This window comes from Pseudomonas oryzihabitans (assembly GCF_024652905.1).
Taxonomy (GTDB): domain Bacteria; phylum Pseudomonadota; class Gammaproteobacteria; order Pseudomonadales; family Pseudomonadaceae; genus Chryseomonas; species Chryseomonas benzopyrenica.
Genome location: NZ_CP102428.1, coordinates 123,468 through 140,327 on the forward strand (window position 1 = coordinate 123,468; position 16,860 = coordinate 140,327).

A 16,860-nucleotide genomic window follows, 5' to 3' on the forward strand; every position below is an offset into this window, starting at 1 on the left:
CATGAAAAAGCCCCTGTCGGCACTGCCGACAGGGGCTTTTTCGTTAGCCTTGCAAACTCAGCGCTTGAGCGAGGCCGGCAGGTGCGGCTGGATCTGGGTCAGCAGACCGCGGAAGCACTTGGGATTGCCGGCGACGATGTGGCCCTTCTCGAGGAAGTCGTGGCCGCCATTGAAGTCGCCGATCAGACCACCGGCTTCCTGCACCAGCAGGGCGCCTGCCGCCATGTCCCACTCCGACAGGCCCATTTCCCAGAAGGCGTCGAAGCGACCGGCGGCGACATAGGCCAGGTCCAGGGCGGCGGAGCCGGCGCGGCGGATGCCGGCGGTCTGGCCGATCAGGCTGCGGAACATGCCCAGGTAGTTGTCCAGGTGGTCGACGTCATTGGCACGGAAGGGGAAGCCGGTACCCAGCAGAGCGCCTTCCAGGCTGCGACGGTTGGTGACGCGGATGCGCCGGCCGTTCAGGGCGGCACCGCGGCCACGGCTGGCGGTGAATTCTTCCTGACGCACCGGATCCAGGACCACGGCATGTTCCAGGCGACCCTTGTACTTGCAGGCGATGCTCACCGAGAAGTGCGGGACGCCACGAATGAAGTTGGTGGTGCCGTCCAGCGGGTCGACGATCCAGACATAATCGGCGCCTTCGCCTTCGCCCGCCAGGTAGCCGGATTCCTCACCGTAGAAACCATGGGTGGGATAGGCCTTGCGCAGGGTGGCGAGGATGGTCTGCTCGGCGGCACGGTCGACTTCGGAGACGAAGTCGTTGGCGCCTTTTTCGTCGACGGCGATCACGTCCAGGCGCTCAATCGAACGGAAAATCAGTTCACCGGCGCTGCGGGCCGCGCGCAGTGCGATGTTCAGCATGGGCTGCATGGATAAATCACCTGGGTTGTATAAGGAAAGCCGGCAATGATAGCAGACTTCGCGGCGCTGGAAGGGGTATTCGTGGCCAGCGGGCGCGTGTGGGCGTAGTATACGGCGCCGATTTCCCGCGTCCGTTCGAGGATAGCCACGTGCTGCACAACATCCGCGTCGTTCTGGTCAATACCAGCCATCCCGGCAATATCGGCGGTGCCGCCCGGGCAATGAAGAACATGGGCCTGTCGCGCCTCTATCTGGTCGATCCCGAGGACTTTCCCAGCGGCGAGGCCAATGCCCGCGCGTCCGGGGCCAATGACGTGCTCGACGCCGCCATCGTGGTCGACACCCTGGAAGAGGCCCTGACCGGCTGCAGCCTGGTGCTGGGCACCAGCGCCCGCGACCGCCGCATCCCCTGGCCGCTGCTGGATCCGCGCGAATGCGCCACCACCTCCCTGGCCCAGGTGGAGCAGGGCGGCGAGGTGGCCCTGGTCTTCGGTCGCGAATACGCCGGCCTGACCAACGAAGAGTTGCAGCGCTGCCACTACCATGTGCACATCCCCTCGGATCCGGCCTTCGGCTCGCTCAATCTCGCCGCGGCGGTCCAGGTGCTGGTGTACGAGGTGCGCATGGCCTGGCTCGCGGCGCAGAACCAGCCGACCAAGATGAACAAGGTCGAAGCCACCGCCATGCTCAACACCCAGCCGGTGACGGTGGAGGAGCTGGAGCTCTACTACGAGCACCTGGAGCAGACCCTGGTGGAGATCGGCTTCCTCGATCCGGCCAAGCCGCGCCACCTGATGAGTCGGCTGCGGCGGCTCTACGGTCGTGCCGGCATCAGCAAGCTGGAAATGAACATCCTGCGCGGCATCCTCACCGAAACCCAGAAGGCCGCCCGCGGCGAATCCCACCCGCGGACTATCCCCCCGATAGATAATGCCTGAGTGATTTGGTCGGTTTTAAAGTTGACCTTTTTTGTCGGGAATCCGATAATCAGGGTCATCCGATGCAACCCGCTCGAGTTCATCATGAGACTGACCACCAAAGGCCGCTATGCCGTAACCGCCATGCTCGACCTGGCGCTGCACGCCCAGCGGGGGCCGGTGTCGCTGGCCGACATTTCCGAGCGGCAGGGCATTTCGCTGTCCTATCTGGAGCAGCTGTTTGCCCGGCTGCGCCGCGGCGCGCTGGTCAACAGCGTACGCGGTCCCGGCGGCGGTTATCAGCTGGCGCGCGACATGGGCGGTATCCATGTGGCCCAGGTGATCGATGCCGTCAACGAATCCGTGGATGCCACCCGTTGCCAGGGCGGTGGGGGCTGTCACCAGGGTGATACCTGCCTGACCCATCACCTCTGGTGCGACCTGAGCGATCAGATCCACACCTTTTTGAGTGGCATCACCCTGGCCGACCTGGTCGCCCGCAACGAGATCCAGCAGGTGGCCAAGCGTCAGGACACCAAGGCCTGTGCCAGTAAGCAATCGCCCTTAGCGGTCGAAAAAATCGAAGCGTCCACCATCGACTGAGCAGAGACGCCCGTCTGATTAGGAGTAACCGATGAAATTGCCGATCTACCTAGACTATTCCGCCACCACGCCCGTCGATCCGCGCGTCGCTCAGAAGATGAGCGAGTGCCTGCTGGTGGACGGCAACTTTGGCAACCCCGCATCGCGCTCCCACCTGTTCGGCTGGAAGGCCGAGGAAGCTGTGGAAAACGCCCGTCGTCAGGTGGCCGAACTGGTCAACGCCGACCCGCGCGAGATCGTCTGGACCTCCGGTGCCACCGAGTCCGACAACCTGGCCATCAAGGGCGCCGCGCACTTCTACCAGAACAAGGGCAAGCACCTGATCACCTCCAAGATCGAGCACAAGGCGGTGTTGGACACCACCCGCCAGCTCGAGCGCGAAGGCTTCGAGGTGACCTATCTCGAGCCGGGCGAAGACGGCCTGATCACCCCCGACATGGTCGAGGCGGCCCTGCGTGACGACACCACCCTGGTGTCCATCATGCACGTCAACAACGAGATCGGTACCGTCAACGACATCGCCGCCATCGGCGAGCTGACCCGTTCCCGTGGCGTGCTCTTCCATGTCGACGCCGCCCAGTCCACCGGCAAGGTCGAGATCGATCTGGAAAAGCTCAAGGTCGATATGATGTCCTTCTCGGCGCACAAGACCTATGGTCCCAAGGGCATTGGCGCCCTCTACGTTCGCCGCAAGCCGCGCGTCCGTATCGAAGCCCAGACCCACGGCGGTGGCCATGAGCGTGGCATGCGTTCGGGTACCCTGGCGACCCACCAGATCGTCGGCATGGGCGAGGCCTTCCGCATCGCCAAGGAAGAGATGGTCCAGGAAAATGCCCGCATTAAGGCCCTGAGCGATCGCTTCTACCGTCAGTTCGAAGGCCTGGAAGAGGTCTACCTGAACGGCAGCCTGATTCATCGTGTGCCGCACAACCTGAACCTGAGCTTCAACTACGTCGAAGGCGAGTCGCTGATCATGGCGCTCAAGGACCTGGCGGTCTCGTCCGGTTCGGCCTGTACCTCGGCGTCCCTGGAGCCGTCCTACGTCCTGCGTGCCCTGGGCCGCAACGACGAGCTGGCGCACAGCTCCATCCGCTTCACCTTCGGCCGCTTCACCACCGAAGAAGACGTTGACTACGCCGCGAGCAAGGTCACCGAAGCCGTCAACAAGTTGCGCGAATTGTCTCCGCTGTGGGACATGTTCAAAGAAGGCGTAGACCTGAGTCAGGTCGAGTGGCAAGCCCACTGACCCACCCTGATAAGCGAGGATTGAACCATGGCATACAGTGAAAAGGTCATCGACCACTACGAAAACCCGCGCAACGTCGGCAAGTTCGATGCGGCCGATCCCGATGTCGGCACCGGCATGGTCGGCGCTCCGGCCTGTGGCGACGTGATGCGTCTGCAGATCAAGGTCAACGAGCAGGGCATCATCGAAGATGCCAAGTTCAAGACCTACGGCTGTGGCTCCGCCATCGCCTCCAGCTCCCTGGCCACCGAGTGGATGAAGGGCAAGAGCATCGAGGAAGCGGCGTCGATCAAGAACAGCATGATCGCCGAAGAACTTGCTCTGCCGCCGGTGAAGATCCACTGCTCGGTACTCGCCGAAGACGCCATCAAGGCGGCGGTCAGCGACTACAAGCAGAAGAAAGGCCTGCTCTAAGGAGGAACCATGGCGATCAGCATGACCGAGTCCGCCGCCCGCCACGTGCAGCGTTCCCTCGATGGACGCGGCAAGGGGGAGGGCATCCGCCTGGGCGTTCGTACCACGGGTTGCTCGGGGCTGGCCTACGTACTCGAGTTCGTCGATGAATTCGCGGCCGAGGACCAGGTGTTCGAAAGCCATGGCGTCAAGGTCATCATCGACCCCAAGAGCCTGGTCTACCTGGACGGCACCGAGCTGGATTTCGTGCGTGAAGGCCTCAACGAGGGCTTCAAGTTCAACAATCCCAACGTGCGTGGCGAGTGTGGCTGCGGCGAAAGCTTCAACATCTGAGGCCCGCCATGGGTAAGCCCTGTCACTTCGCGCTGTTCGAGATCAAGCCCGCCTTCGAGATCGACCAGGCGGGTCTGGCCGCGCGCTATCGCGACCTGGCCCGCACGGTCCATCCGGATCGGTTCGCCGATGCGCCGGAACGCGAGCGGCGCCAGGCGCTGGAGCGGTCGGCCGAGCTCAACGAGGCCTATCACGTGCTGCGCGCGCCGTCGCGCCGCGCGCGTTATCTGCTGGAGCTCGAAGGTCACGAGATGCCGCTCGAGGCGACCATCCAGGACACCGATTTCCTCATGCAGCAATTGCAGTGGCGCGAGGAGTTGGAAGACCTGCAGGACGCCGGCGACAGCGCGGGCATTCCCGCCTTCCGCCAGCGCCTCAAGGAGGCGCAGCGCGACATCGAGCAGGCCTTCGCCGCGATCTGGCAGGACCCCGCCCAGCGCGAGTCTGCCGAACGCCTGGTCCGTCGCATGCAGTTTCTCGACAAGCTGGCCAGCGAGATCCGCCAGCTCGAAGAGCGTCTGGACGATTAATCACAGGTGTCGCTCAGGCACCGACAACCATAAGCCGACTAGCCAATGGCTCTATTGCAGATAGCCGAACCCGGAATGGCGCCCAAGCCGCACCAGCGCAAGCTGGCGGTGGGCATCGATCTGGGCACCACCAATTCCCTCGTGGCTGCCGTCCGCAGTGGCGTGGCCGAGACCCTGCCCGATCTGCGGGGCGAGGTGATCCTGCCCTCCGCCGTGCGCTATGCCGCCGATGGGGTGGACGTGGGGGCAGGCGCCAAGGCCGCTGCCGCCCAGGATCCCTTCAATACCATTCTCTCCGTCAAGCGCCTCATGGGGCGTGGCATCGCCGACGTCAAGCAGCTGGGCGAGCAGTTGCCCTATCGCTTCGTCGCCGGTGAGTCGGAAATGCCCTTCATCGATACCGCTGCTGGGCGCAAGAGTCCGGTGGAGGTCTCCGCCGACATCCTGCGGGTGCTGCGCGAGCGGGCCGAAGCCACCCTGGGTGGCGAACTGGTCGGCGCGGTCATCACCGTGCCGGCCTACTTCGACGATGCCCAACGCCAGGCCACCAAGGACGCCGCCCGCTTCGCCGGACTGAACGTCCTGCGCCTGCTCAACGAGCCTACCGCGGCCGCCGTGGCCTATGGCTTGGACCGGGGCGAGGAGGGCGTGGTCGCCATCTACGACCTGGGTGGCGGCACCTTCGACATCTCCATCCTGCGCCTGACCCGCGGCGTCTTCGAAGTCATGGCCACCGGTGGCGACAGCGCCCTGGGCGGTGATGACTTCGATCATGCCATCGCCGGCTGGATCGTCCAGCAGGCCGGGTTGTCCAGCGATCTGGATCCGGGCACCCAGCGGCGCCTGCTGCAGAGCGCCTGCGCGGCCAAGGAAGCCCTGTCGGCTGCCGAGCGCGTAGAGGTCAGCCATGGCGACTGGTCGGGCGTGCTGGAGCGCAGCACCTTCCAGGAACTCATCGCCCCGCTGGTGGCGCGCAGCCTCAAGGCCTGCCGCCGCGCCCTGCGTGATGCGGAAGTGGAGCCGGCGGAGATCGCTGCCGTAGTCATGGTCGGTGGCTCCACCCGCGTGCCCTATGTGCGCGAAGCCGTGGGCGAACTGTTCGAGTGCACCCCGCTCACCGACATCGATCCGGATCGCGTGGTCGCCATCGGCGCGGCCCTGCAGGCCGATTCCCTAGCCGGCAATCGCGCCGGCGAAGAACTGCTGCTGCTGGACGTCATCCCGCTGTCCCTGGGTCTCGAGACCATGGGCGGCCTGATGGAGAAGATCATTCCACGCAACACCACCATTCCGGTGGCGCGGGGGCAGGACTTCACCACCTATCGCGACGGCCAGACCGCCATGCTGGTGCATGTGCTGCAAGGCGAGCGCGAACTGGTCAAGGACGCCCGCTCCCTGGCCCGTTTCGAATTGCGCGGCTTCCCGCCCATGGTCGCCGGTGCCGCCAAGATCCGCGTCACCTTCCAGGTCGATGCCGACGGCCTGCTCGGCGTCAGCGCCCGCGAGCTGTCCAGCGGCGTGGAAGCCAGCGTCCAGGTCAAGCCGTCCTACGGCCTGACCGACGGCGAGATCGCCAACATGCTGCAGGACTCCTTCCGTCATGCCGGTGACGACATGCAGGCCCGCGCGCTGCGCGAGCAGCAGGTCGAAGCGCGGCGGCTGATCGAGGCGGTCACCGCCGCGCTGGCCGCCGACGGCGAGCGCCTGCTGGACGCCGAGGAGCGTCAGGTGATCGAGCTGGAAATCGGCCAGTTGGCCGAGCTGCTGGACGCCACCGACCTCCAGGCGCTCGAAGACCAGACCAAGCGTCTTTCTCACGTAACCGATGCCTTCGCCGCCCGGCGGATGAACGCCTCGGTCAAGGCGGCCCTGGCGGGTCGTCGTCTCAACGATATCGAGGAGTAGTTCCATCATGCCGCAGATCACCCTGCTGCCCCACGCCGAGCACTGCCCCGAGGGCGCAGTCTTCGAAGCCAGCGAAGGCGAAACCATCATCGCCGCGGCCATGCGCAACGGCATCGACATCGAGCACGCCTGCGAGATGTCCTGTGCCTGCACCACCTGTCACGTAGTCGTCCAAGAAGGCTTCGATTCCCTCGAGCCTTCCGATGAACTCGAAGACGACATGCTGGACAAGGCCTGGGGCCTGGAAATGCGTTCGCGCCTGTCCTGCCAGGCGGTAGTTGGCAGCGAAGACCTGGTGGTGGAGATTCCGCGCTACACCATCAACCAGGTTTCCGAAGGTCACTGAGGACAGCTGTCATGGCACTGAAATGGACCGATGTGCTGGATATCGCCATCGAACTCAACGACGCCCATCCCGACGTGGATCCGCGCTACGTGAACTTCGTCAAGCTGCGTAACTGGGTCGTGGACCTGCCGGAGTTCGACGACGATCCGCAGCGCGGTGGCGAGAAGGTACTGGAGGCCATCCAAGCCGCCTGGATCGACGAGTCCGCCTGACGCATCGCCCGTACCGCGCTACGCTTTTCACCGGGACCCGCGTATAATCCGCGGGTTTCGTTTTTGCTCTATTCTCACATTCGGAGTTCACATGTCTGTTCAACGTACCCTGTCGATCATCAAGCCCGATGCCGTATCCAAGAATGTCGTCGGTGAGATCGTCACCCGCTTCGAGAAGGCTGGCCTGCGCGTCGTCGCTGCCAAGATGGTCCAGCTGTCCGAGCGCGAAGCCGGTGGCTTCTACGCCGAACACAAAGAGCGTCCCTTCTTCAAGGATCTGGTCTCCTTCATGACCTCCGGTCCGGTCGTGGTCCAGGTGCTGGAAGGCGACAACGCCATCGCCAAGAACCGTGAGCTGATGGGCGCCACCGATCCCAAGAAAGCCGACGCCGGTACCATCCGTGCCGACTTCGCTGTCTCCATCGACGAAAACGCCGTCCATGGTTCGGATTCCGAAGCGTCCGCCGCGCGCGAGATCTCCTACTTCTTCGCAGCCACCGAAGTCTGCGAGCGCATCCGCTAAGGATGAGCGCCGGCCAGGGAAGCGGCCAGCCCGCCTTCCTGGCATCGCCCGCGTCCTGCGCGGGCTTCAAACAGATTTCGTCGAGGTGATCCCATGACCACAGCCACCGATAAGGTCAATCTGCTGGGCCTGACCCAGCCGCAACTCGAGTCGTTCTTCGAGTCCATCGGGGAGAAGCGCTTTCGCGCCGGCCAGGTCATGAAGTGGATCCATCACTTCGGCATCGATGATTTCGACGCCATGAGCAACCTGGGCAAGGCGCTCAAGGAAAAGCTCAAGGCCGCCGCGGAGATCCGTGGCCCCGAGATCGTCAGCGAGGACATCTCCCGCGACGGCACCCGCAAGTGGGTGATCCGCGTCGCCTCCGGCAGCTGCGTCGAGACCGTCTACATTCCGCAGAACGGCCGTGGCACCCTGTGCGTGTCGTCCCAGGCCGGTTGCGCCTTGGACTGCAGCTTCTGCTCCACCGGCAAGCAGGGCTTCAACAGCAACCTCACCGCCGCCGAAGTGATCGGTCAGGTGTGGATCGCCAACAAGTCCTTTGGCAGCGTACCGGCCAAGATCGACCGCGCCATCACCAACGTGGTGATGATGGGCATGGGCGAACCGCTGCTGAACTTCGACAACGTCGTCGCCGCCATGCGCATCATGATGGACGACCTGGGCTACGGCATCTCCAAGCGCAAGGTCACTCTGTCCACCTCGGGCGTGGTGCCGATGATCGAAGAGCTGGCCAAGCACATCGACGTCTCCCTGGCGTTGTCGCTGCATGCACCCAACGACGAGTTGCGCAACGAGCTGGTCCCGATCAACCGCAAGTATCCCTTGGCCATGCTGCTCGATGCCTGCCAGAGATACATCCGGCAACTGGGCGAGAAGCGCGTCCTGACCATCGAGTACACCCTGCTCAAGGACGTCAACGACCTGCCCGAGCACGCCCTGCAGCTGATCGAGCTGCTGCGCAACGTGCCCTGCAAGATCAACCTGATCCCTTTCAATCCCTTCCCGCACTCCGGCTACGAGCGGCCGAGCAAGAACGCCACCCGCCGGTTCCAGGAGCTGCTGGTGCAGGCCGGTTTCAATGTCACGGTGCGGACCACCCGCGGTGACGACATCGATGCCGCCTGCGGCCAGCTGGTGGGGCAGGTCATGGACCGTACCCGCCGCAGCCAGCGTTACATCGCCGTTCGCCAGCTCGACGGTGCCGAAACCGTGACGCCGCTCCAGGGCTGAGGGCGCGATCATGGCGATCACGCGCTTTGCGGCTGTCGCGCTCGCCCTGGTGGTCGGTAGCCTGGCCGGCTGCGTGACCGAGGGTGACCGCAACCCCATGGATACCCGCCAGGGACGGATGCAGGCCCGTGATGCCTACATCCAGCTTGGCCTCGGCTATATCCAGCAGGGCAACACCGAACAAGCCAAGGTGCCGTTGAAGAAGGCCTTGGAACTGGATTCCTCCAGCGCCGACGCCCATGCCGCCCTCGGGCTGGTGTTCCAGGCCCAGGGCGAGACCGAACTGGCCGATCAGGAGTATCGCCTGGCCCTGCGCGAGCGGCCCCGCGATGCCCGCATCCTCAACAACTATGGCAGCTTCCTCTATGAGCAGGGGCGCTACAAGGATGCCTACGAACGCTTCACCCAGGCCGCCGAAGACAGCCTCTACCCCGAGCGCGCGCGGGTGTTCGAGAATCTCGGCCTGACGGCCTTGCGACTCAATCAGGTCGACTTGGGCAAGGAAAATCTGGAAAAATCCCTGCGGCTGGATCGCAATCAGCCCAGGGCCCTGTTCGAATTGGCTCAATTGGCCTATCAGACGCGCGACTACGTGCCGTCTCGCAGCTATTACCAGGCCTTCAGCCAGCTCAGCCCCCAGGATGCCCGCAGCCTGTTGCTCGGGATCCGCCTCGCCGAGGTGTTCAACGATCGCAACACCGCCGCGAGCTATGCCCTGCAGCTGAAGCGCCTCTACCCGAACTCACCTGAATATCGTCAACTTCAGTCGGAGCAGAAATGACCGCAGTGCAATCCGAAGCGGTACACGCCGGACGGGGCAATCCCGGTGAGATCTTGCGTCAGAAGCGACTGGCGCTTGGCTGGAGCCAGGCGCAGGTCGCCCAGAATCTCAATCTCAGCGAGCGCATCATCGAGCAGCTCGAGTCCGGCAACTATCTGCAGATGCCGGGGCACACCTTCGCCCGTGGCTACACCAAGGCCTATGGCAAGCTGCTGGGCCTGGACCAGGTCGAACTGGTGCGTACCTTCGACAGCTACACCGGCACCGATGCCAAGGGCAGCACCGTGCACAGCCTGGGCCGCCTCGACGAGCCGGTGCGGCTGTCGCGCAATGTCCTCAGATTCGTCAGTTTCGTCCTGGTGGTGCTGATCATCGCCATGGGTCTGTTCTGGTGGCAGGAGCGCAGTCGTCAGACTTCCAGCAGCAGCGCCGTGAGCATGGAGCATGTCGAGGTCGAGGGTGCCGACGGCAAGACCGAGATCCATCCCATCGACGAGCCGGAAGAACAGACCCCAGTCACTGCTCAGCAGCCCGCCGTCACCCTGCCGTCTCCGGTAGGCACGCCGACGCCGGATGCCAATGCCGTGGCCGCCATGACCACCCCGACCGCCGCGCCCACCCCGACTCCGGCCCCGGCCAGCGGTTCGAGCACGTCCACCCCTCCGGCGCCGGCTGCAACGGCGCCTGCCGCCCCGGCCACCGCGCCTGCCGCAGCGCCCGTCGCCGGCAGCGACAGCCTCAACATCCGCTTCACCGCCAACTGCTGGACGCAGGTCAGCGACGGTACCGGCAAGATCCTTTTCAGCGGCGTGAAAAAGGGCGGCGAGAGCCTCGACTACGCCTCGATCAAGGCGCCGGTCAACATCCGTCTCGGCTTCGCTCGCGGTGCCCAGATCACCTACAACGGCCAGGTCGTCGACCTCGCGCCTTACACCAAGGGCGAGACCGCCCGCATCAAACTCGGTCAGGCCGGACAATGACGTCCGGCGACCCCATGGGAAACCAGCATGCATAGCGAATCGCCCATCAAACGTCGGTTGTCCCGCAAGATCTGGGTCGGCTCGGTGCCGGTCGGCGGCGATGCTCCCATCGCCGTGCAGAGCATGACCAACACCGAAACCTGCGACGTCGACGCTACCGTGGCCCAGGTTCAGCGCCTGCAAGACGCTGGTGCCGACATCGTGCGCATCTCCGTGCCCGATATGGACGCCGCCGAAGCCTTCGGCCGCATCAAGCAGCGGGTCAGCCTGCCGCTGGTGGCCGACATTCACTTCGATTACAAGATCGCCCTGCGCGTGGCCGAGCTGGGCGTGGACTGCCTGCGCATCAACCCTGGCAACATCGGTCGCGAAGACCGGGTCAAGGCGGTGGTCGACGCGGCCCGCGAGCGCGGCATCCCGATCCGCATCGGCGTCAACGCCGGTTCGCTGGAAAAGGACCTGCAGAAGAAGTATGGCGAGCCCACCCCGGAGGCCCTGGTGGAGTCGGCCATGCGCCATGTCGACCATCTGGAGAAGCTGGACTACCCGGACTTCAAGGTCAGCGTGAAGGCCAGTGACGTCTTCATGGCCGTGGCGGCCTACCGTCAGCTGGCCACCCGCATCGAGCAGCCGCTGCACCTGGGCATCACCGAAGCCGGCGGCCTGCGCTCGGGCACGGTGAAGTCCGCCGTGGGCCTGGGCATGCTGCTTGCCGAAGGCATCGGCGACACCATCCGCATCTCGCTCGCGGCCGATCCGGTCGAGGAGATCAAGGTCGGTTTCGACATCCTCAAGTCCCTGCGCCTGCGTTCGCGTGGCATCAACTTCATCGCCTGCCCGAGTTGCTCGCGGCAGAACTTCGATGTGGTCAAGACCATGAACGAACTGGAAGGGCGCCTGGAGGACCTGCTGGTGCCCCTGGACGTCGCGGTGATCGGTTGCGTGGTCAACGGTCCCGGCGAAGCCAAGGAAGCCCACGTCGGCCTGACCGGGGGTACGCCCAACAATCTGGTGTACATCGATGGCAAGCCGGCCTCCAAGCTGAACAACGACAATCTGGTGGACGAGCTGGAAGGGCTCATCCGCCGCAAGGCGGCCGAAAAGGCCGAAGCGGATGCCGCGCTCATCGCGCGCAGCTGAAAGATCAAGGAATAAGGCCCTTTCGTGAGCAAGTCCCTGCAAGCCATCCGTGGCATGAACGATATCCTGCCGGAGCAGACTCCGGCCTGGCGCTACCTGGAACGTACCTTCGCGACGCTGCTCGACGGCTATGGCTACCACGAGATCCGTCTGCCCATCATGGAGTTCACCGAACTCTTCGCCCGCGGCATCGGCGAGGGCACCGACGTGGTGGACAAGGAGATGTACACCTTCCTCGACCGCAACGAGGAGTCCCTGACCCTGAGGCCGGAAGGCACCGCGGGTTGCGTGCGGGCCGTGCTCGAACATGGCATGACCGGCGGTGGCCAGGTGCAGAGGCTCTGGTACGCCGGGCCTATGTTCCGTTACGAGAAGCCGCAGAAGGGTCGCTATCGCCAGTTCCACCAGATCGGCGTCGAGGTGTTCAACCTGCCCGGTCCGGACATCGATGCCGAACTGATCGTGCTCACTGCACGTCTCTGGCAGCGCCTGGGCCTGACCGACGCCGTGACCCTGCAGCTCAACAGCCTGGGTTCCAGCGCCGATCGCGCCCGCTATCGCGAGGCCCTGGTAGCCTATCTGCAGGAACGCTTCGAGCAACTCGACGAAGACAGCCAGCGTCGGCTGACCACCAATCCGCTGCGCATCCTCGACAGCAAGAACGCCCAGACCCAGGCGCTGCTGCAGGACGCCCCGACCCTGGCCGACTATCTGGACGACGAATCCCGCGCCCACTTCGACGGCCTCAAGGCCCGTCTGGACGCCGCCGGCATTCGCTACCAGATCAATCCCAAGCTGGTGCGTGGCCTGGACTACTACGGTCGTACCGTCTTCGAGTGGGTCACCGATAAGCTGGGTGCCCAGGGCACCGTCTGCGCCGGTGGCCGCTACGACGGCCTGATCACCCAGTTCGGCGGCAAGCCCACCCCGGGCGTCGGCTTCGCCATGGGCGTCGAGCGCCTGGTGCTGCTGCTGGAAACCCTGGCGTGCCTGCCGGGCGATCTGCAGCGTCCCGCCGATCTCTATCTCTGCGCCTTTGGCGAGGCGGCCGAACTGGCCGGCCTCAAGCTGGCCGAGCAGTTGCGCGATGCCCGTCCCGACCTGCGTCTGCTGGTCAATGCCGGTGCCGGCAGCTTCAAGAGCCAGTTCAAGAAGGCCGACAAGAGCGGCGCGCTCTGGGCCATGATCCTGGGTGAAGACGAACTGGCCGCGCAACAGGTGGCGCTCAAGCCGCTGCGTGGAGATGCGCCCCAGGAAAAGGTCGATTTCGCGGCCCTGGCCGCCCGTCTGGACGAGATTTTGCCCCCGGCCGGTTCCGGTCGCGGGAATTGAGGAGAACGGATTTGAGTTCCATCGACGACGACAATCTGGTGGTCGCCAAGGCCTGGTGGCAGCGTAACGGCAAGCCGCTGGTGGCCGGTGGCGTCATCGCCCTGGTGGCGGTACTTGGCTGGCAGGGTTGGCAGCGTTATCAGAACAACCAGGCGCAGGGCGCCTCGGTGCTCTATCAGCAACTGGTGGAAGCCGCCCTGGCGCCCGGTGGCAAGGTCGACACCGCCCGGGTGACCGATACCTACGGCAAGCTCAAGCAGGATTATTCCGGTACCGCCTACGCCCAGTACGGGAGCCTCTTCGTTGCCAAGGTGGCGGTAGAGAACAATCGCCTGGACGACGCCGCCGCCGAACTCAAGGCCGTGGTGGACAAGCCCCATGACGCCGAACTCGGCGAGCTGGCGCGTCAGCGCCTGGCCCGGGTGCTGGCGGCCCAGGGCAAGGCCGAAGAGGGCCTCAAGCTACTGGATGGCGAGGCGCCCAAGGCCTATGTCGCCAATCGCGAAGAATTGCGTGGTGACCTGCTGGTGGCGCTGAAGAAGCCGGCCGAGGCTCGCGCCGCCTATGAAAAAGCCCGCGCCGCGCTGCCCAACGACGCAGCCGAAGGCGTGCTGCAGATGAAACTCGATGATCTCGCCAAAGGAGACGCCTGATGTTGCGCTGGAAGTCTATCGCGGTACTGGGTCTCGCCCTTGCGGTCGTCGGGTGCAGCAGCACCGGCAAGAAGGAATTGCCGCCGGCCGAGCTGAAGGACATCAAGGCTGAAGTTCGCCTGGATGAAGTCTGGAGTCGCTCGGTGGGCGACGGCCAGGGCAAGGAATACAACCGCCTGGTACCGGCCGTCGACGGCCAGACGATCTTTGCCGCTGATGCCGACGGCCGGGTCATGGCGATGAATCGCGAGACCGGCCAGGTGCTGTGGAAGAAGGACCTGGACCTGCCGGTGTCCGGCGGCGTCGGCGTGGGCTCCGGCCTGGTGCTGGTCGGCACCCTGCGTGGCCAGGTGATCGCCCTCGACAGTGCCAGTGGCGACGAGAAGTGGCGCGCCCAGGCGTCCAGCGAAGTGCTGTCCGCCCCGGTGGTCAACAACGACGTGGTGGTGGTGCAGTCCCAGGACGACAAGCTGCAGGCCTTCGAGCTGGGCAGTGGTACCCGTCGCTGGATCTACGAAGACACCCAGCCGGTGTTGAGTCTGAGAGGCACCGGTGCGCCCCTGGTCACCAACCAGGTGGTCATGGCCGGTTTCGCCAGCGGCAAGGTGGTCGCCCTGGACGTGCAGCGCGGCCTGCCGCTGTGGGAACAGCAGATCGCCGTGCCCAAGGGTCGTTCCGAACTGGAGCGGATCGTCGACGTGGACGGCGGCCTGTCGCTGTCCGGCGACACCCTCTATGTGGTCAGCTACAACGGCCGCGTGGTCGCGCTCAATCCGGCCAACGGCCAGATCCTCTGGCAGCGTGACGCCTCCAGCTACGACGGCGTGGCCGAAGGTTTCGGCAACGTCTACCTGAGCCTGGACAACGGCACCGTGGAAGCGGTCGAGGAATCCTCCACCTCCGCCCTCTGGACCAATGCCGATCTGGCCCGTCGCCAGCTCACCGGTCCGGTGGTCTGGTCGAGCAACGTGGTGGTGGGCGACTACGCCGGCTACATCCATCTGCTGAGCCAGGTCGACGGTCGTTTCGTCGGTCGGACCAAGGTCGACGGTGACGGCGTCCGGGTACGACCACTGGTCGTCGGCGACATGCTCTACGTTTACGGCAATGGCGGTAAACTCGTCGCCTATCGTCTGCGCTAGAACCCTTTATCCTCAACCGATGGCCGCTACCGTGAAGTTCGGTAGCGGCCATCGTGTTTTCTGCTCTGGGAGAGCCGCATGGTTCCCGTAATTGCCCTGGTGGGGCGGCCGAACGTCGGCAAATCCACGCTTTTCAACCGCCTGACCAAGACCCGGGACGCCATCGTCGCCGACTTCGCCGGCCTGACCCGCGATCGCAAGTACGGCGAAGCCAAGTGGCAGGGGCGCACCTACATCGTGGTCGACACCGGCGGTATTTCCGGTGACGAGGAAGGCATCGACCTGAAGATGGCCGAGCAGTCGCTGCAGGCCATCGAGGAATCCGATGCGGTGCTGTTCCTGGTGGACTCCCGCGACGGCATGACCGTCGCCGATCAGATGATCGCCGAGCACCTGCGGAAGCGAAACAAGCGCACCTTCCTGGTGGCCAACAAGGTCGATACCGTCGACCCGGATATCGCCCGGGCGGAATTCAGCCCGTTGGCCATCGGCGACGCCTATCCTATCGCCGCGGCCCACGGGCGCGGCGTGAACAACCTGCTGGAAGACGCCCTGGGCGTCTTTCCCAAGGATGAGGTCGAGGTCGAGGAGCTCACCGAGGAGCAGGTGCGCGCTGCCGCGGAGGAGGGGGGCGACGTCTTCCGTCGCGTGCAGGGCATCGACGAGACCACCGGCATCAAGATCGCCGTGATCGGTCGGCCCAACGTCGGCAAGTCGACCCTGGTCAATCGCATGCTCGGCGAAGAGCGGGTGATCGTCTATGACCAGGCCGGTACCACCCGCGACAGCATCTACATTCCCTTCGAGCGCAACGAAGAACGCTACACCCTGATCGACACCGCCGGCGTGCGCCGCCGCGGCAAGGTCTTCGAGGCGGTCGAGAAGTTCTCGGTGGTCAAGACGCTGCAGGCGATCCAGGACGCCAACGTGGTGATCTTCGTCATGGACGCCCGCGAAGGCGTGGTCGAGCACGACCTCAACCTGCTCGGCTTCGTGCTGGAGACCGGGCGTGCCCTGGTGATCGCCCTGAACAAGTGGGACGGCATGGAGTCCGGCGAGCGCGACTACGTCAAGACCGAACTGGAACGCCGCCTGCTGTTCGTCGACTTCGCCGACATTCACTTCATCTCGGCGCTGCATGGCACCGGCGTGGGCCATCTGTACAAGTCGGTGCAGCAGTCCTTCGCCTCGGCCACCACCCGCTGGCCCACCAGCCGCCTGACCCAGATCCTCGAGGATGCGGTGCAGGAGCACCAGCCGCCGATGGTCAGCGGCCGGCGCATCAAGCTGCGCTATGCCCACCTGGGCGGCGCCAACCCGCCGCTGATCGTCATCCACGGCAACCAGACGGAAGCGGTGCCCAAGTCCTATACTCGCTACCTGGAAAAGACCTATCGCCGGGTACTCAAGCTGGTGGGTACGCCGATCCGCATCGAATACCGCGGTGGCGAGAATCCCTTCGAGGGCAAGAAGAACACCCTCACCGAGCGCCAGGTCAACAAGAAGCGCCGGCTGATGAGCCACCACAAGAAGGCCGAGAAGAAGCGCAAGGACAAGCGGCGGTAAGCCGGTCGGGCGTTGTGAAGGGAAGGGGGCTAATAGCCCCCTTTTTCTTTGTTAGAGGATTGGGGCGAGGAGGCTACTCGCGCACCGAACTTCCCCCTCTCCCTTTGGGATAGGGTTGGGGTGCGGGCATCCCGTACGAC

The 16,860-nt window shown here is 64.7% G+C and carries 19 protein-coding genes; 18 read left to right on the forward strand and 1 reads right to left on the reverse strand.

The window, feature by feature from the left end:
• Window positions 1-57: 57 nt before the first annotated feature.
• Window positions 58-873, reverse strand: a complete 816-nt coding sequence (suhB, locus tag NRG74_RS00575) for a type III secretion system regulator SuhB (RefSeq protein WP_007162415.1) — start codon at window positions 871-873, stop codon at window positions 58-60.
• 140 nt (window positions 874-1,013) lie between these two features.
• Here suhB and trmJ point away from each other — a divergent pair, with 140 nt between their 5' ends.
• The 18 genes from trmJ (at window position 1,014) to der (ending at window position 16,720) form a co-directional block, all read left to right on the forward strand.
• Complete coding sequence (trmJ, locus tag NRG74_RS00580) at window positions 1,014-1,802, forward strand: tRNA (cytosine(32)/uridine(32)-2'-O)-methyltransferase TrmJ (protein WP_017639756.1); 789 nt, start codon at window positions 1,014-1,016, stop codon at window positions 1,800-1,802.
• 84 nt (window positions 1,803-1,886) lie between these two features.
• Window positions 1,887-2,384 (forward strand): Fe-S cluster assembly transcriptional regulator IscR, encoded by a 498-nt coding sequence (iscR, locus tag NRG74_RS00585; RefSeq protein ID WP_017639755.1) that lies wholly within the window; start codon window positions 1,887-1,889, stop codon window positions 2,382-2,384.
• Window positions 2,385-2,415: 31 nt separating this feature from the next.
• Entirely contained in the window at window positions 2,416-3,630 is a 1,215-nt protein-coding gene (locus NRG74_RS00590; protein WP_017639754.1) for an IscS subfamily cysteine desulfurase, read from the forward strand.
• Window positions 3,631-3,657: 27 nt separating this feature from the next.
• Window positions 3,658-4,044 carry a Fe-S cluster assembly scaffold IscU gene (gene iscU / locus NRG74_RS00595; RefSeq protein ID WP_007162419.1) on the forward strand — a complete coding sequence of 129 codons (387 nt, stop codon included), beginning with the start codon at window positions 3,658-3,660 and terminating at the stop codon, window positions 4,042-4,044.
• A gap of 9 nt (window positions 4,045-4,053) precedes the next feature.
• Window positions 4,054-4,377: an iron-sulfur cluster assembly protein IscA gene (gene iscA / locus NRG74_RS00600; RefSeq protein ID WP_007162420.1), complete on the forward strand. Its 324-nt coding sequence runs from the start codon at window positions 4,054-4,056 to the stop codon at window positions 4,375-4,377.
• 8 nt (window positions 4,378-4,385) lie between these two features.
• On the forward strand, window positions 4,386-4,907 hold the full coding sequence (gene hscB / locus NRG74_RS00605) for a co-chaperone HscB (RefSeq protein ID WP_017639753.1): 522 nt from the start codon (window positions 4,386-4,388) through the stop codon (window positions 4,905-4,907).
• A 45-nt stretch (window positions 4,908-4,952) separates the two neighbouring features.
• Window positions 4,953-6,812 carry a Fe-S protein assembly chaperone HscA gene (gene hscA, locus NRG74_RS00610; RefSeq protein WP_257705483.1) on the forward strand — a complete coding sequence of 620 codons (1,860 nt, stop codon included), beginning with the start codon at window positions 4,953-4,955 and terminating at the stop codon, window positions 6,810-6,812.
• A 7-nt stretch (window positions 6,813-6,819) separates the two neighbouring features.
• Complete coding sequence (gene fdx / locus NRG74_RS00615; protein WP_017639751.1) at window positions 6,820-7,158, forward strand: ISC system 2Fe-2S type ferredoxin; 339 nt, start codon at window positions 6,820-6,822, stop codon at window positions 7,156-7,158.
• Window positions 7,159-7,169: 11 nt separating this feature from the next.
• Window positions 7,170-7,370, forward strand: coding sequence for a Fe-S cluster assembly protein IscX (iscX, locus tag NRG74_RS00620; RefSeq protein WP_017639750.1), 201 nt, complete (start codon window positions 7,170-7,172; stop codon window positions 7,368-7,370).
• A gap of 91 nt (window positions 7,371-7,461) precedes the next feature.
• The gene (gene ndk / locus NRG74_RS00625; protein ID WP_007162425.1) at window positions 7,462-7,893 is read left to right on the forward strand and encodes a nucleoside-diphosphate kinase; all 432 of its coding nucleotides are present in this window, start codon (window positions 7,462-7,464) and stop codon (window positions 7,891-7,893) included.
• 93 nt (window positions 7,894-7,986) lie between these two features.
• Entirely contained in the window at window positions 7,987-9,126 is a 1,140-nt protein-coding gene (gene rlmN / locus NRG74_RS00630; RefSeq protein WP_017639749.1) for a 23S rRNA (adenine(2503)-C(2))-methyltransferase RlmN, read from the forward strand.
• A gap of 10 nt (window positions 9,127-9,136) precedes the next feature.
• Window positions 9,137-9,907 (forward strand): type IV pilus biogenesis/stability protein PilW, encoded by a 771-nt coding sequence (pilW, locus tag NRG74_RS00635; protein WP_257705484.1) that lies wholly within the window; start codon window positions 9,137-9,139, stop codon window positions 9,905-9,907.
• A complete protein-coding gene (locus tag NRG74_RS00640; RefSeq protein WP_257705485.1) occupies window positions 9,904-10,887 on the forward strand; it encodes a RodZ domain-containing protein in 984 nt (327 codons plus the stop codon). Before pilW ends, NRG74_RS00640 begins: the two co-directional genes overlap by 4 nt.
• Before the next feature lie 27 nt (window positions 10,888-10,914).
• On the forward strand, window positions 10,915-12,027 hold the full coding sequence (ispG, locus tag NRG74_RS00645; protein ID WP_017639746.1) for a flavodoxin-dependent (E)-4-hydroxy-3-methylbut-2-enyl-diphosphate synthase: 1,113 nt from the start codon (window positions 10,915-10,917) through the stop codon (window positions 12,025-12,027).
• A gap of 24 nt (window positions 12,028-12,051) precedes the next feature.
• Window positions 12,052-13,359 (forward strand): histidine--tRNA ligase, encoded by a 1,308-nt coding sequence (hisS, locus tag NRG74_RS00650; RefSeq protein ID WP_257705486.1) that lies wholly within the window; start codon window positions 12,052-12,054, stop codon window positions 13,357-13,359.
• Between the two features lie 11 nt (window positions 13,360-13,370).
• Window positions 13,371-14,012: a tetratricopeptide repeat protein gene (locus NRG74_RS00655; RefSeq protein ID WP_064309412.1), complete on the forward strand. Its 642-nt coding sequence runs from the start codon at window positions 13,371-13,373 to the stop codon at window positions 14,010-14,012.
• Window positions 14,012-15,154: an outer membrane protein assembly factor BamB gene (gene bamB / locus NRG74_RS00660; protein ID WP_184285868.1), complete on the forward strand. Its 1,143-nt coding sequence runs from the start codon at window positions 14,012-14,014 to the stop codon at window positions 15,152-15,154. The genes NRG74_RS00655 and bamB overlap by 1 nt, the downstream gene beginning before the upstream one ends.
• 78 nt (window positions 15,155-15,232) lie before the next feature.
• Entirely contained in the window at window positions 15,233-16,720 is a 1,488-nt protein-coding gene (der, locus tag NRG74_RS00665) for a ribosome biogenesis GTPase Der (RefSeq protein WP_093256019.1), read from the forward strand.
• Window positions 16,721-16,860: the final 140 nt, after the last annotated feature.

What these genes read in the sequence shown, in the direction of transcription:
- hscB (WP_017639753.1), top strand. Translation starts at nt 4,386, where the DNA reads ATGGGTAAGCCCTGTCACTTCGCGCTGTTCGAGATCAAGCCCGCCTTC.
- iscX (WP_017639750.1), top strand. Translation starts at nt 7,170, where the DNA reads ATGGCACTGAAATGGACCGATGTGCTGGATATCGCCATCGAACTCAAC.
- bamB (WP_184285868.1), top strand. Translation starts at nt 14,012, where the DNA reads ATGTTGCGCTGGAAGTCTATCGCGGTACTGGGTCTCGCCCTTGCGGTC.
- hscA (WP_257705483.1), top strand. Translation starts at nt 4,953, where the DNA reads ATGGCTCTATTGCAGATAGCCGAACCCGGAATGGCGCCCAAGCCGCAC.
- suhB (WP_007162415.1), bottom strand. Translation starts at nt 873, where the DNA reads ATGCAGCCCATGCTGAACATCGCACTGCGCGCGGCCCGCAGCGCCGGT.
- ndk (WP_007162425.1), top strand. Translation starts at nt 7,462, where the DNA reads ATGTCTGTTCAACGTACCCTGTCGATCATCAAGCCCGATGCCGTATCC.
- iscU (WP_007162419.1), top strand. Translation starts at nt 3,658, where the DNA reads ATGGCATACAGTGAAAAGGTCATCGACCACTACGAAAACCCGCGCAAC.
- pilW (WP_257705484.1), top strand. Translation starts at nt 9,137, where the DNA reads ATGGCGATCACGCGCTTTGCGGCTGTCGCGCTCGCCCTGGTGGTCGGT.
- rlmN (WP_017639749.1), top strand. Translation starts at nt 7,987, where the DNA reads ATGACCACAGCCACCGATAAGGTCAATCTGCTGGGCCTGACCCAGCCG.
- fdx (WP_017639751.1), top strand. Translation starts at nt 6,820, where the DNA reads ATGCCGCAGATCACCCTGCTGCCCCACGCCGAGCACTGCCCCGAGGGC.
- NRG74_RS00590 (WP_017639754.1), top strand. Translation starts at nt 2,416, where the DNA reads ATGAAATTGCCGATCTACCTAGACTATTCCGCCACCACGCCCGTCGAT.
- iscA (WP_007162420.1), top strand. Translation starts at nt 4,054, where the DNA reads ATGGCGATCAGCATGACCGAGTCCGCCGCCCGCCACGTGCAGCGTTCC.
- der (WP_093256019.1), top strand. Translation starts at nt 15,233, where the DNA reads ATGGTTCCCGTAATTGCCCTGGTGGGGCGGCCGAACGTCGGCAAATCC.
- ispG (WP_017639746.1), top strand. Translation starts at nt 10,915, where the DNA reads ATGCATAGCGAATCGCCCATCAAACGTCGGTTGTCCCGCAAGATCTGG.
- iscR (WP_017639755.1), top strand. Translation starts at nt 1,887, where the DNA reads ATGAGACTGACCACCAAAGGCCGCTATGCCGTAACCGCCATGCTCGAC.
- NRG74_RS00640 (WP_257705485.1), top strand. Translation starts at nt 9,904, where the DNA reads ATGACCGCAGTGCAATCCGAAGCGGTACACGCCGGACGGGGCAATCCC.